We start from the raw sequence: 13,492 nt of genomic DNA on the forward strand, positions 1-13,492 counted from the left end.
TTCAGGACACGGTTTCCAGCACACCGGGCAGGCCGAACAGCGGGAACAGCCGGTCGGCGTCGAGGTGGGTCGTCACCTCCGTGATCAGCCCGCCGGACAGGGTGAGGGTCACCAGCGCGAACCGCTCAAGCCTGCCGTCAGGTCCCGGCAGATACTGGGCGAACGCGGGCGAGCCGTTGGCCGTGGTCGGCACGAGGCGCGCGCCCGCGCAGGGGTGCCCGGCGGCGAGCAGCGTCCGGCGGATCTCCGCCCGCCCGCGCAGCCACCACCGGAACGGCGGCATCGACATGACGACGTCCTCGTGCAGCAGCGCCACCATGGCCTCGACGTCGTACCGCTCGAAGGCGTCGCAGTAACGGGCGAGGAGCCGCCGCTGCGCCTGGTCGAGCGGAGGGTGGGGCTCGTCGGGGCTCACGGAGGCGGCCCGCAGCTTCGACCGGGCGCGTTGCAGCGCGCTGGTGACGGACGCGACGGAGGTGTCGAGCAGCCGGGCGACCTCGTCAGCTCTGCAGCACAGCACGTCGCGCAGGATCAGCACCGCCCGCTGCCGGGGCGGCAGTTGCTGCAGCGCGGCGACGAACGCCAGCCGGATCGTGTCACGCCGCGCGGCCAGCTCCGCCGGATCGCCGCCGGCCGGCAGCACGCGGCCGTCGGGGACCGGCTCGACGAACGCGCTGTGGGGGAGCGGCTCACCGAGGTCGGGCCCGGCCTGCGCGGACGGGCCGAGGTCGATCGCCCGGGCCCGGCGCCGCGCGCCCCGCAGCAGGTCGAGACAGACGTTGGTGGCGATGGCGTAGAGCCACGACCGCATCGGCGCCCGGCTCTCGTCGAACCGGTCGAGACTCCGCCAGGCGCGCACCAGGGTCTCCTGCACCGCGTCCTCCGCCTCGAACGGCGACCCGAGCATCCGGTAGCAGTAACCCGTCAGGGCGATCCGGTGCTGCTCCAGCAGATCCGATGCTTCTGGCTCACCCATGCCCGCGAGGCTACCGTCGGCCTCCGACAACTCCGCGAGGCCGCTTCCCGATCAACCGCCGCGACCACGGCGGCTTGACCTCGCACGCCTCGCCGGCCTGCCGGTCGGTGTCGCACCGCCATCGCCACCCGTGGTCGCGTACGAGCATCCCGCCGAGACAGGCGCCCGCGCCCATGATCACGCTGTGGGTGCGGCCGGCAAGGCTCCCACACGCGTACGACGATTCACGCGTCCGCGATCTGCATGACCACCGCCTTCGGCTCGGTGAAGAACTCGCGGCTGAAGTCGCCGCCCTCCCGGCCGATGCCCGAGTCGCCGACGCCGCCGAACGGGGCGCGCAGGTCTCTGATGAAGAAGCAGTTGAGCCAGACCGTGCCCGCCCGGAGCGCCGCCGAGACGCGGTGGGCGCGGTTGACGTTCTCGGTGAACAGCATGGCGTTCAGCCCGTAGCGGGTCGCGTTGGCCGCGCTGACGGCCTCGGCCTCGGTGTCGAAGGGCTGGACGACGACCACCGGGCCGAAGATCTCCTCGCGCCAGTGGCGGGCGGCCGGGTCGACGTCCGCGAGCACGGTCGGCCGGACCGACCAGCCGTCGCCGAGCCCGCCGGTCAGCATCGTGCCGGGCGCGTCCTCGACGTACGAGCGGACCTTGGCGAAGTGGGACTCGCTGGCGAGCGGGCCGAGTTCGGTGGCCGGGTCCTTGGGGTCGCCGGTGCGGAGCGACTCGGCCTTCTTGACGAACCGGTCCAGGAACTCGCCGTAGACGGCCCGCTCGACGTAGAGCCTGCTGCCGGCCAGGCACACCTGGCCGGCGTTGCGGAAGATCGCCTCGGCGGACCAGTGGACGGCGTTGTCGAGGTCGGCGTCGGCGAACACCAGGTTGGCGCCCTTGCCGCCGAGCTCCAGGCTGACCGGGGTGAGGTTGGCGGCGGCGGCGCGGGTGATGGCGCGGCCGGTCGCGGACTCGCCGGTGAACGTGACGCGGTCGACCCGCGGGTCCTCGGTGAGCGCCTGGCCGGCGGAGTCGGGGCCGTAGCCGTGCACGACGTTGAGCACGCCCGGCGGCAGCCCGGCTTCGAGCGCGAGCCTGGCCAGGAGCGTGGCGGAAATCGGGGTGTCCTCGGCGGGCTTGAGCACGACCGTGTTGCCCCAGGCCAGCGCGGGGGCGATCTTCCACGACTCCAGCATGAGAGGGAAGTTCCACGGCGCGATGGCGGCGGCGACGCCGGCGGGCTCGTAGCGGGTGTAGGCGTGGTGGCCGGAGTCCATCGGCAGCGCCTGCCCGGTCGACAGGCGGGCGTGGTCGGCGAAGAAGCGGAGGTTGGCGGCGGCGCGCAGCACGTCGTGGCCGCTCTGGGCGACCGGTTTGCCCATGTCGCGGGTGTCGGCCAGGCTCAGCTCGGCGCGGTGCTCCTCGACGAGGTCGGCGAGCCGGTGCAGGAGCCTGCCGCGCTCGGCGAACCCCATCCGGGGCCACGGCCCCTCGTCGAACGCCCGCCGGGCCGCCGCCACCGCCCGCGCGGCGTCGTCGGCCCCGCCGAGCGCGACCTCGGCCCACGGTTCCCGCGTCCACGGGTCGACGCTGGGCATCCGACGCCCGTCGAGGGATCCGGTCTCCTCGCCGTCGATGACGTGACCGTAGAAGCCGGTCATGAGCGCGGCCCCCTCTCGGCGATCGTGACGTCGCCGGAGGCCCAGTGGGTCGGCGGGATCTCCCGTACGATCACGCGGACGCTCTCCTTGGGTGAGCCGACGGAGGCGACGACGGCCTCGGTGACGTTGGAGATCAGCGCGCGGATGCTCTCGGCCGGACGGCCCTGGACGAGTGTGACTTCAACGAGAGGCATGGACACCACCTGGGAAGAGGTCGGCGGCGGTCCCGGTGCGGACCGCACGTTCCTGGTCGGGGGCGAGGCCGGCCGGGGCCAGGGCGGCTCCGGCGGGGCGTTCGGCGATGGGGAAGGGGTAGTCGGTGCCGACCATGACGCGGTCGGCGCCGACGGTCTCGACGAGCGTGCGCAGCGTGCCGGGGTCGTAGACGAGCGAGTCGTACCAGAACCGGCGCAGATACTCCCGCACCGGTCGTTCGGGCGCCCGGACGCCGGGGAGCATGGCCACGCACCGTTCGATGCGCGGCAGCATGGCGAGCAGCGCGCCGCCGCCGTGCGCGAGCACGACCCGCAGGCCCGGGTGCCGGTCCAGGACGCCGCCGAGGATGAGCGTGGCGGCCGCGGCGGCGGTCTCGGCCGGCATGCCGACCGCGTACAGCAGCCCGTGCGCGCCGAGCCGGTCGGCGCCCAGCACCTGCCAGGGGTGCACGAACAGCACCGCGTCGCGCTCGGCGACGGCCGCGTAGAAGACGTCCAGCGCCCGGTCGTCGAGCGGGCGGCCGTCGACGTTGGTGCCGATCTCGACGCCGGCCAGCCCGAGCCCGTCGACACACTCGCCGACCATGGCGGCGGCGACGTCCGGCTCCTGCAGCGGCACCGTGCCGAGCCCGGTGAAGCGGCGGGGCTCGGCGGCGACGAGACCGGCGATCCACTCGTTCTGCGCGCGGGAGAGCTCGATCGCGCCGTCGACCGGGAGTCCGTAGCCGAACGTGACCGGGATCGGGGACACCACCTGGGAGGTCACGCCTTCGGCCGCCATGTCGGCGAGCCGCCGCCCGGTGTCCCAGCAGCGGTCGTCCAGGGCGCGGAAGAACCGGCCGCCCAGCTGGAGGTCGGCTGTGCACGGCCCGGTGGCCCGCAGGCCGGGCCAGGCTCCTGCGTACCTCTCGGACAGGCGCGGCAGGTCGCGCGGGATCGCGTGCGTGTGGACGTCGACGGTCACGGCGCCACCACCTGGGCGGTCTCGATGGACCCGCGCAGCTTGGCCAGCAGCGCGGTGAGCGTGCGGCGCTCGTCGCCGCTGAGCTGCCAGGCGATCGCGTCCAGGTAGCGCCAGTGGGACGGCAGGAACCCCGCCAGGAACCGCTCGCCCGCCTCCGTGTTGGCCACCAGGAACGAGCGGCGGTCGCCGGGGTTGACCCGCCGCTCCACGTACGACCGCGCCACCAGCCCGTCGACCACGCTCGTCAGGTTGGCCGGGCGCACCGAGATGGCCTGGGCCAGCTCGCCCATGTTGAGCGGCCGGTCGGCGCGGTGCAGGACGGTGAGGATGTTGAGCTGGCTTACTGTCAGCCCGTGGGGCGCCAGCTCGGCGGTGCCGGCCCGGTCGAACGACGACATCGCGCGGTAGAGGGTGAGGGTGAGCTTCAGCAGGTCGGGGTCGAACTCCGGGCCGTGCTCGTCCGCCGCGCGGGCGACCTGCCACTCGACGTCCTGGAAACCGGGCTCTTCGGCCACGCGGCCCCCTGGTTATTCGAAACGTAGATATTTATGGTGGATGATAATACAGATCCACTTCGAAATCCTGGAGGGCCCGGAATGGGCGAAGTCCTGGGCGTCGGCGTCACGCACTACCCTCCGTTCAGCGGCACGGACGCGGACATGGCCGGCCTCTTACGGCGCACCATGGCCGACCCCGGCATCCCCGCCGAGGTGAAGGACCCCGCCAACTGGACCGCGAACGCCCGCCGCGAGTGGGGCGACGACGGCGGCGCCACCGGTGCCGCGGAGCACCGCGAGGCTCTGATCAAGGGCTTCGAGCAGGTACGGGCCGCCATCGACGACTTCAATCCCGACGCCGTCCTGATCTGGGGCGACGACCAGTACGAGAACTTCCACGAGGACCTCATCCCGCCCTACGCGGTGCTCGCCTACCCCGACCTGGAGCTCCGGCCTTGGGCGCAGGCCGGCTACTCGGCGGACATGCAGGGCAAGCCGAACGTGTGGGACGAACCGTACGACACCACCTTCCGGGTGCGCGGCCGGCCCGACATCGCCCGGCATCTCGCCTCCGGGCTGCTGGAACGCGGCGTCGACGTGGCCTACGCCTACAAGCAGGCGCACCATCCGGGGCTGCCGCACGCGTTCCTGAACGCCATCCTCTATCTGGACTACCACCGCACCGGCTTCGACTACCCGGTCATCCCGTTCCCGATCAACTGCTACGGCCGGCGGGTCGTCAGCTACCGCGGCTTCATGAGCGAGATCGGGGACAAGCGCGAGCTGGACCCGCCGTCGCCGTCGCCCGCCCGGCTGATGCAGGTCGGGGCGGAGGTGGCGCGGCTCTGCGCCGAGTCGCCGTGGCGGATCGCGCTGCTCGCCTCCTCCAGCTGGTCGCACGCCTTCCTGTGCGACCGCACCTGGCGGATGTGGCCCGACACGCCCGCCGACGCCCGCCTGTACGAGGCCCTCGTCAAGGGCGACCTGGACGTGTGGCGCGCCACCACGCTGGCCGACGTCGAGGCGGCGGGGCAGCACGAGCTGCTCAACTGGTTCCCCCTGGTGGCGGCCATGGAGGCGCTCGGCCGGCCGGCGCCGCAGTGGTCGGCGTTCGTGGAGACCGAGGTGTTCAACTCGAATAAGGTGTTCGCGGTCTACCGGTGACGCCTGCCGGGTCAGTCGAACAGGTCGTCGGGGGTCTGGACGGTGATGGCCCGGGTGGCCCAGGTTTCGAGCTGGTTCAGGTCGGCGCAGGCGGTGATGCGGGCCCGGGTGTCGTCCGGGACGTCGAGGCCGCGGGTTTCCAGGAGCAGCAGCACCAGGCGTGCGGCCTCTTCAGCCTTGCCTTCTGCCTTACCTTCAGCTTTGCCCTCGACTTTGCCTCGGGCTTGGCCTTCTTCGAGGCCGCGGCCGAAGTGTTCGCGCGCGAAAGGGCTGTAGACGGGCCAGGTGGTGGATTTCATGATCTCCTCCAGGAGGCGCCGGATCTCGGGCGCGGCCGTGGACCATGACCGCCATGGCCGCCAGTCCGGGCTGGGCGGCGGCCTGGTGGGGGTCGGTGATGGCGGGGATGTCGTCCGGTCCCAGCACGTGGGCCTGGAGGCGGTATCCGGTCAGGCCGGAGTCGATCGGCTGGGCGTAGTAGGCGGCGGCCGCACGGTCGGGGCAGATCACCAGGACGGTGACGTCGCAGCCGAGCAGCAGCCACAGCGCGGCGGCGTAGCGTGCGAGCTGGTGGGGTGCCTTGGACTTGTCTTGCTGGATCTCCACGATGATGGCATGGGCGGGGCTCTGGGGCGGGCCCATGACGAGGACCAGGTCGGCCTCGAAGTCGCCGGAGGGCCGAGTGTTGAACGTGCTGTCCTCCACACGGATCAGCGGGGTGACGGGCACGTCCACGCCCATGAGGTCGCGCAGGATCTCCACGGCCAGTTGGGGGCGTTCACTGATCATCTGGATGAGGGCGTCGTGTGAGGGGGACGGCATGTCGCTTATTGTGACATGAATATTACTTAGAGCGATGTCGATCGCGTTGCAGATGATGCCGACGGGGGAAGCGACACTCTTTCAAGATCGCTGAATGCCGCGATCAGCCACCACGCTCCTGGCGGCGGTGCTGGTGTTCAGCGGTCAGCTTCTGATCGGACCCCTCGCGTTCGAAGACCATGCCGCACGCGCCGTTGGCGCACCAGCGGACCCGAATCGGGGCGTACACAAGGGCTTCGCCCCCCAGGCGCTCCGCGCCATCTCAGCTCAGGCGCTCCGATAAGGCGCCTTCGGCGCAACCCCCTGCGCCTCCGGCGCCTTCGCGCGCCCTGTCAGCCGTGGGATTCAAGGAGCGCGGACCCCTGGCGAGGAGCCGTCGGAAGGCGGGCTTACCTGGCTCACTCTGTTTCCCCGGCCGGCCCGCGGCACGCGCGAGGGCGCCGAAAGGCGCGGGGGTTGCGCCGAAGGCGCCTCAATGAAACGCCTGAGCTGTGGGGGCGCGGAGCGCCTGACGAGTGAAGACCTTTGGGCCGTGGAGCGGGGAGCCGGGGATGGGAGTACATTCTTCCGGTGCGTCGCATCTCTGTCGTGGGCAACTCCGGGTCGGGCAAGTCGACGGTGGCGGCGGAGCTGGCCGGGAGGCTGGGTGTGCCGTGGCTGGAGCTGGACTCGATCTTCCACATGCCGGGCTGGACCCCGCGCCCCGTGGACGAGTTCCGGGCCGAGGTCGACGCGTTCACCGCGGGCGACGGGTGGGTGGTCGACGGGAACTACTCGGCCGTGCGGGAGCTGGTGTGGTCGCGTAGTGACACCGTGGTCTGGGTGGATCCGCCGAGGGCCACGGTGATGCGCAGGCTCGCGGCCAGGACGCTGCGCCGGATGGCCACCGGGGCCGAGTTGTGGAACGGGAACCGGGAGAGGTTCCGGTTCCTGTTCACGAAGGACGAGTCGATCCTGCGCTGGGCGTGGGTGAAGCATGACGAATACCGCGAGCGGTACGCGAAGGCCGCCGTGGATCCGGCGTACGGGCACCTGAGGTTCGTCCGCGTCACGTCGAGCGGCGAGCTGGCGCGCGTCCTGGACGGCTGATCACTCGCCGCGCCGGGCGCGGGCGGCCCGGCGTTTGCCCTCGTGCATGGCCTGGACGCGGGCGACCGGGATGGTGTGGCCCTCCTCGATCAGGTCGGGGGGCAGCGACTGCGGCGAGGGCAGCCCAGCGGCCCACGGGTCGCCGTCGCCGAGCAGGCCGGGGGCGGTCCTGATGGTGAAGTCGCGCGGCGTCACCCGGTCGAGCTCGTCCCACCCGACCGGGAACGAGACCGGCGTCCCGGGCCTGATCCGCGGGCTGTAGGCGGCCACCACGGTGGCCCCGCCGGCCCTGGTCGAGTCGAGGAACACCTTGCCCTGGCGGTCTTCCCTGATGAACGCGGTGGTGGCCATGGCGGGGTCGAGCCGCTCGGCCCGCGCGGCGACGGCCCGGGTGGCCGCGGCCAGGTCCTCCATGGAGATCCCGGCCACGACGGGCACGAACACGTGCAGGCCCTTGGCCCCGGAGGTCTTGACCGCCCCGGACAGCCCGGCCTGGCCGAGCGCCTCCCTGATCAGGCCGGCGGCCCGCACCACCAGCGAGAAGTCGCCGCCCTCCGGCGGGTCGAGGTCGAGCACCAGGTGCGTGAAGTGGTCGCCGACGAGCAGGGCGGGGTGGTATTCGACGGCCCGCTGGTTGGCGAACCAGAGCAGCGTCCGCCGGTCGTCGCAGAGCGCGTAGGAGACCTGGCGGTGCGACGCCTCCGCCCAGATGGTCACCGTGCGGATCCACGAGGGGGCGTACTTGGGGAGGTTCTTCTGCATGAAGGGCGCCTGCCCCGGCCGCACCCGCATGACCGACAGCGCCCGCCCGCGCAGCGCGGGCAGGATGCGGTCGTGTACCGCGTCGAGGTAGTCGACCAGATCACGCTTGGTCGCGTCAGCCCCGTCGAACAGCGGCTGGTCGAGATTGGTCAGCCGCACCTCGTCGCGCGTCTCATCGCCGGTCACCCCGCCCACGATAACCGCCGGGGACGACAATCAGTCCTTGACGTCCAGCCCCATGGACCTGGCCGTGCCCGCCACGATCTTGACCGCCTGGTCGAGGTCGTCGGTGTTGAGGTCGGGCAGCTTGGCCTCGGCCACCTGCGTGAGCTGGGCCGTGGTGACGACGCCGCCGCTCTGGTGGCCGGGGCGGGGGCTGCCGCCGTTCAGGCCGGTCACCTGGCGGATCAGCGAGGCCGTGGTGGGCTGCTTGACGGTGATGTCGAAGGCCCGGTCCTCGTAGACCGTGACCACGGCCGGTATCACGTAGCCGCGCCGGCCGGCGGTCAGCTCGTTGTACTGCTTGCAGAACTGCATGAGGTTGATGCCGAGCGGGCCGAGGTCCTTGCCGACGGTCGCCGGGCCGGCCTCGCCCGCGTTCAGGTGCATGGTGACGACCCTGGTCACCTTGTTCTTCGCCATGCGGGCTAAGCTAAAGTCTCCCGTAACAGGAGACTCAAATGGATTATTCGATCGGCAAGCTGGCGCAGCTGACCGGTCTCTCCGTCAAGACCATCCGGTTCTACTCCGATGAGGGCGTGCTGCCCGCGCCCGGCCGCACCCCCTCGGGCTACCGCCGCTACACCGACGAGCACCGCGTCCACCTGGAGCTCGTACGCACACTGCGGGAGATCGGCGTCGACCTGGCCACGATCCGCTCGCTGGGGCGGCGCGGGCTCAAGGACGTGCTCGCCCTCCACCTGCGGGCCGTGGAGACCCAGCTCACCGCGCTGCAGCGGACCCGGGCCGTGCTGCGCGCCACTCTCGCCAAGGACGACCCCGCCGACGAGGACCTGCGCCGGCTGCACACGCTCGGGCGGCTGGGCGCGGCCGAGATGGAGACGCTGCTGGACACGTTCATCGACGACGTGGGCGGCAGCCCCGCCCAGCGGGAGTGGCTGGCGGACATGCGCGCGTGCATGGCCCCCGAGCTGCCCGAGGACCCCACGGCCGCCCAGCTCGACGCGTGGCTGGAGCTGATGGACCTGCTGGCCGACGACGGGTTCCGGCGCAACCTGCGGGAGACGTCCGCGGACTTCTGGGACCGCCCGTACGACCATGGGACGTGGCAGCGGGAGAGCGCGGCCATGGCGGAGGAGGCGCTGCGGGCGGTCGAGGCGGGGGTCTCGCCCGCCGCGCCCGAGGCGGTCCCGGTGCTCGAACGCGCCCTCGCCGTCATGGGCGGCGACCGCGACGAGGTCCTGCGCGCCTTCGACCGGCACGATCCGCGCGCCGCGCGCTACTGGGAGCTGGTCGCGGCCGTACGGGGCCTCGCCCCCGAGCCCTCACCCATGGCCGTCGCGTACGACTGGATCCACCGAGGGCTCAGAACCAATCGTGAACTTTCTCCGCAACCGGCGCGTACCTCGGAGTGATCGAACCATCGAGGGGAGCTGATGCGGGTGCGGACCTGCCTGCTGATCGCCGCCTTGGCCCTGTGCGTGCCCGTGTCCGCCGCGTGCGCGCCCGCCACCGGAGAACCGCTGCCCGCCGCGCAGGCCGCGTACGGGGAGGCCGACATCCGGTTCTCCCAGGAGATGATCCCGCACCACCGGCAGACCATCCAGCTCGCCGGACTGGCGGAGGGCCGGGCGGACAACCTGTACGTGCAGGATCTGGGCGGGAGGCTGATCGCCCTGGAGCAGGCCGACATCGACAAGATGGCGTCCTGGCTGCGCGAGTGGAAGCGGAAGGTGCCGCCGGACGACGCGAAGGTCGCGCACTCCATGCCCGGCATGCTGTCGGCCGAGCAGATCAAGGTGCTGGAAGGGATGTCGGGCGCGGAGTTCGACAAGTCCTGGCTGACGGTGCTGTCGAGACACCTGGCCTCCGGCACCGAGATGGCCGAGAAGGTGCTCGACCAGGGCAGACACCAGCCGACCCTGCGCCTGGCGAAAGAGATGATCAAGAATCAGCGGGCCACCATCGCCGAGATAGCCGGGCTGCTGGCCTGACCGGACCGGCAGGGCGGGTCGCCGCCGGGAAAGGCGCCCGCCCTGCCCGCCCCGCGTCAATCTCCCTTCGGAGGACCGGCCGCGCCGGCCATCAGCTCGCGCTCCTCACGCGTCGCGATGAGCCCGGCCGGCGCCACGATCTTCGACTCCTCGTACGGGGCCTCCGTGTCGGGCAGCGGCGCCCGGGAGCGGATCGCGACGATCCAGACCCGTGCGGCGTCCACGATCACGATGATGATGAGGATCGCGAACAGCGCGGCCAGGACGCCGTCGACGGTGGAGTTGAACACGACCCGTTCCATGTCGCCGATCGACTTGGCCGGGGCCAGGACCTCTCCCTGGTCGAGTGCGGTCTGGTAGCGGTCGCGCTGGGCGAAGAACCCGAGGCCGGGGTCGGGCGAGAACACCTTCTGGTAGCTCGCCGTCAGCGTGACCGCGACGTCCCACGCCAGCGGGACACCGGTCACCCAGGCCCATTTCAGCCGCCCGCTCTTGATCAGCAGCGTGGTGGCGACGGTGAGCGCCACCGCCGCGAGCAACTGGTTGGCGATGCCGAACAGCGGGAAGAGCTGGTTGATGCCGCCCAGCGGATCGTTGACGCCCTGGTAGAGGAAGTAGCCCCAGGCCCCCACCACGATCGCGCTGGTCGCGAGGAGCCCCGGCCACCAGCTGACCTTGCGCATCGGCTTCCACACGTTGCCCAGCGTGTCCTGGAGCATGAACCGGCCCACGCGGGTGCCGGCGTCGACCGTGGTGAGGATGAACAGCGCCTCGAACATGATCGCGAAGTGGTACCAGAAGGCCTTCAGCGCGGCGCCGCCGAGGAACCCGGAGAAGATCTCCGAGATGCCGACGGCCAGCGTGGGCGCTCCTCCGGTACGGGCGATCAGGGTCTCCTCCTGCACCGCCGCCGCGGCCGCCTGGAGTTCCTGCGGCGTGATGACGAAGCCCATGTTGGTGACCGCCTCGGACGCCGTCTGGACCGTGGCGCCGAGCACCCCCGCGGGCGAGTTCATCGCGAAGTAGAGGCCGGGGCTCAGGATGGAGGCCGCGGCGATGGCCATGACCGCCACGAACGACTCCATCAGCATGGAGCCGTAGCCGATCATCCGTACCTGGGACTCCTTCTGGATCATCTTCGGGGTCGTGCCGGAGGAGATCAGCGCGTGGAACCCGGACAGCGCGCCGCAGGCGATGATGATGAACACGAACGGGAACAGCGACCCGGCGAACACCGGCCCCTTGCCGTTGAACGCGAACTCGGTGAACGCGGTGTTCTGCATCGCCGGCATCGTGACCAGGATGCCGACCGCCATCAGCGCGATCGTGCCGATCTTCATGAACGTCGACAGGTAGTCGCGCGGCGCGAGCAGCATCCACACCGGCAGCACCGCCGCGATGAACCCGTACGCGATCAGCCACAGCGCCAGCGCCGACGGGCTCAGCGTGAAGACCCCGGCCCAGCTCGAGTCCTGCACCCACCCGCCGGCGACGATGGCGAGGATCAGCAGCGCGACGCCGATGACCGAGACCTCCACGACCTTGCCCGGCCGGAGCACCCGCAGGTAGAAGCCCATGAACAGGGCGATCGGGATCGTCATCGCGATCGAGAACACGCCCCACGGCGACTGCGCCAGCGCGTTCACCACGACCAGCGCCAGCACCGCCAGCAGAATGATCATGATGGCGAAGACCGCGATCAGCGCCGCCACCCCGCCGACCGGCCCGATCTCGTCGCGGGCCATCTGACCGAGGCTGCGCCCGTTGCGGCGCATGGAGAAGAACAGGATCACCATGTCCTGCACCGCCCCGGCGAAGATCACGCCGGCCACGATCCAGATTGTGCCGGGCAGGTAGCCCATCTGGGCCGCCAGCACCGGCCCGACCAGCGGGCCGGCCCCGGCGATGGCGGCGAAGTGGTGACCGAACAGGATCCGCCGGTCGGTGGGCTGGTAGTCGATGCCGTTGTCGAGCCGTTCGGCCGGCGTCGCCCGCCGGTCGTCGGTGCGGAGGACCTTGCGCTGGATGAACCGGGCGTAGAAGCGGTAGGCGATGGCGTACGAGCCGAGTGCGGCGGCGAGCAACCAGACCGCGTTGACGTTCTCACCCCTGGACAGGGCGAGCACGCCCCAGCCGGCGGCGCCTATCAAGGCGACCGCTGTCCAGATGATGATGGAGCGCACCTTCACCGATTACCTCCCATATATGGGACGGCCCAGGCAGCAGCGGAGTCCGGCGTCCGGTGGCAGATCGGTGGTGAAGCGCCGCCAGCGCCACAGCGGACGGCAGTCGATCGTCACGGGCAGCTCGACTAGATGCACCCAGGCGGAGGGGTGGGCGTACACCAGATCGGTCCCCAGCTTCCGGGCCCTTCGCGGCAACCGGGACCGCCGCAACGGCCTGACTGAGAACTCCCCGGCGTCGGCGCAGCAGAGGCCCGTGACGTGCCAATCGAAGAAGACCACTTCGTCGGCGCGAAGGAAATCCTGTGCGGCGGCCGTGAGCGTCATGCGAGACATCTGGGGCTCCTGAAATAATTGGTGCTCAGAAGCTAAAGACGCCCTTACCCGGGTTATTGACTACCAAAACGCTGTCTTGACCGGGGTAATCCCTCCGCAATGGAGCTGTTAGAAACGGCGGCACTGGCCTTCCTTGTCGCCCTCCACACGGTTGCCCTTGCCGGTGGGCGCGGGGCGGTTCTCCTCGCACTGGAGGTTGCCGCCGACCTTGTTCTTGTAGATCTTGACCCGGCCGCGGTTCTCCTCGATCTGGATGTCGCCGTCCACCCGGGTCGAGTTGACGGTGACGGTCCCGCTCTCCTTGACCTGGATGTTGCCGTCCACCTTCGAGCCCTTGGTCACCGACACGCGCCGCGCCTCCTCGGCCTGGATGTCGCCGTCCACCCGGATGCCGCGCGCTACAAGGGTGGCGCCCTCGCCCACCTTGACGTTGCCGTCCACCTTCGTGCCGACGAGCGTGCACTTCTCGCCCTTGGGCACCTTGATGTCGCCGTCGACGGACACCGCGCGGATGACGCCCCGGCACGTCCGGTCGTCCGCGTACGCGGGAGCGGCGGCGAAAACGGAGCCGAGCAGGGCGCCGGCCAGAACCAGGGAGATCTTCTTCATGTCAGTCCTCTTTCTCGTTCGTACTGGTTAAAAGCCTTTCGTCCCGTGG

General features: G+C 70.9%; 15 protein-coding genes. 4 read left to right on the forward strand and 11 right to left on the reverse strand.

What is annotated here, in order from left to right:
• Position 1 precedes the first annotated feature (1 nt).
• The 5 genes from FR742_RS41320 to FR742_RS41340 form a co-directional block, all read right to left on the reverse strand.
• A complete protein-coding gene (locus FR742_RS41320) occupies positions 2–976 on the reverse strand; it encodes a sigma-70 family RNA polymerase sigma factor (protein WP_148036621.1) in 975 nt (324 codons plus the stop codon).
• Positions 977–1,200: 224 nt separating this feature from the next.
• Complete coding sequence (locus FR742_RS41325) at positions 1,201–2,628, reverse strand: aldehyde dehydrogenase (protein ID WP_148036622.1); 1,428 nt, start codon at positions 2,626–2,628, stop codon at positions 1,201–1,203.
• Positions 2,625–2,822 (reverse strand): 2-hydroxymuconate tautomerase, encoded by a 198-nt coding sequence (locus FR742_RS41330; RefSeq protein ID WP_148036623.1) that lies wholly within the window; start codon positions 2,820–2,822, stop codon positions 2,625–2,627. Before FR742_RS41330 ends, FR742_RS41325 begins: the two co-directional genes overlap by 4 nt.
• The gene (locus FR742_RS41335) at positions 2,809–3,807 is read right to left on the reverse strand and encodes an amidohydrolase family protein (RefSeq protein WP_148036624.1); all 999 of its coding nucleotides are present in this window, start codon (positions 3,805–3,807) and stop codon (positions 2,809–2,811) included. Before FR742_RS41335 ends, FR742_RS41330 begins: the two co-directional genes overlap by 14 nt.
• Entirely contained in the window at positions 3,804–4,322 is a 519-nt protein-coding gene (locus FR742_RS41340) for a MarR family winged helix-turn-helix transcriptional regulator (protein WP_219546115.1), read from the reverse strand. Before FR742_RS41340 ends, FR742_RS41335 begins: the two co-directional genes overlap by 4 nt.
• An 81-nt stretch (positions 4,323–4,403) precedes the next feature.
• Here FR742_RS41340 and FR742_RS41345 point away from each other — a divergent pair, with 81 nt between their 5' ends.
• Positions 4,404–5,468, forward strand: a complete 1,065-nt coding sequence (locus FR742_RS41345) for an extradiol ring-cleavage dioxygenase (protein ID WP_148036625.1) — start codon at positions 4,404–4,406, stop codon at positions 5,466–5,468.
• 11 nt (positions 5,469–5,479) lie between these two features.
• Here the strand turns inward: FR742_RS41345 and FR742_RS46305 are convergent, their stop codons facing one another.
• Together FR742_RS46305 and FR742_RS41350 are read right to left on the reverse strand one after the other, a co-directional pair.
• Positions 5,480–5,623, reverse strand: a complete 144-nt coding sequence (locus FR742_RS46305) for a hypothetical protein (protein WP_261809061.1) — start codon at positions 5,621–5,623, stop codon at positions 5,480–5,482.
• 40 nt (positions 5,624–5,663) lie between these two features.
• A complete protein-coding gene (locus FR742_RS41350) occupies positions 5,664–6,290 on the reverse strand; it encodes a hypothetical protein (RefSeq protein WP_261809062.1) in 627 nt (208 codons plus the stop codon).
• Positions 6,291–6,860: 570 nt separating this feature from the next.
• Between FR742_RS41350 and FR742_RS41355 the strand changes: the two genes are divergently transcribed.
• Positions 6,861–7,379 (forward strand): adenylate kinase, encoded by a 519-nt coding sequence (locus tag FR742_RS41355; protein WP_148036626.1) that lies wholly within the window; start codon positions 6,861–6,863, stop codon positions 7,377–7,379.
• Here FR742_RS41355 and FR742_RS41360 read toward each other — a convergent pair whose 3' ends face one another.
• Together FR742_RS41360 and rplK are read right to left on the reverse strand one after the other, a co-directional pair.
• On the reverse strand, positions 7,380–8,327 hold the full coding sequence (locus FR742_RS41360; RefSeq protein ID WP_148036627.1) for a DNA polymerase domain-containing protein: 948 nt from the start codon (positions 8,325–8,327) through the stop codon (positions 7,380–7,382).
• A 30-nt stretch (positions 8,328–8,357) separates the two neighbouring features.
• Positions 8,358–8,783: a 50S ribosomal protein L11 gene (gene rplK / locus FR742_RS41365; protein WP_148036628.1), complete on the reverse strand. Its 426-nt coding sequence runs from the start codon at positions 8,781–8,783 to the stop codon at positions 8,358–8,360.
• Between the two features lie 38 nt (positions 8,784–8,821).
• On the opposite strand from rplK, the gene FR742_RS41370 reads away from it, so the two are divergent.
• Together FR742_RS41370 and FR742_RS41375 are read left to right on the forward strand one after the other, a co-directional pair.
• On the forward strand, positions 8,822–9,736 hold the full coding sequence (locus FR742_RS41370) for a MerR family transcriptional regulator (RefSeq protein WP_148036629.1): 915 nt from the start codon (positions 8,822–8,824) through the stop codon (positions 9,734–9,736).
• Between the two features lie 21 nt (positions 9,737–9,757).
• Positions 9,758–10,315, forward strand: coding sequence for a DUF305 domain-containing protein (locus FR742_RS41375; protein ID WP_148036630.1), 558 nt, complete (start codon positions 9,758–9,760; stop codon positions 10,313–10,315).
• 56 nt (positions 10,316–10,371) lie between these two features.
• Here FR742_RS41375 and FR742_RS41380 read toward each other — a convergent pair whose 3' ends face one another.
• Positions 10,372–12,504, reverse strand: a complete 2,133-nt coding sequence (locus FR742_RS41380) for a carbon starvation CstA family protein (protein ID WP_148036631.1) — start codon at positions 12,502–12,504, stop codon at positions 10,372–10,374.
• Positions 12,505–12,942: 438 nt separating this feature from the next.
• A complete protein-coding gene (locus tag FR742_RS41390) occupies positions 12,943–13,443 on the reverse strand; it encodes a hypothetical protein (RefSeq protein WP_148036633.1) in 501 nt (166 codons plus the stop codon).
• Positions 13,444–13,492: the final 49 nt, after the last annotated feature.

The sequence above is a fragment of the Nonomuraea sp. C10 genome (assembly GCF_008017515.1).
GTDB lineage: Bacteria > Actinomycetota > Actinomycetes > Streptosporangiales > Streptosporangiaceae > Nonomuraea > Nonomuraea ferruginea.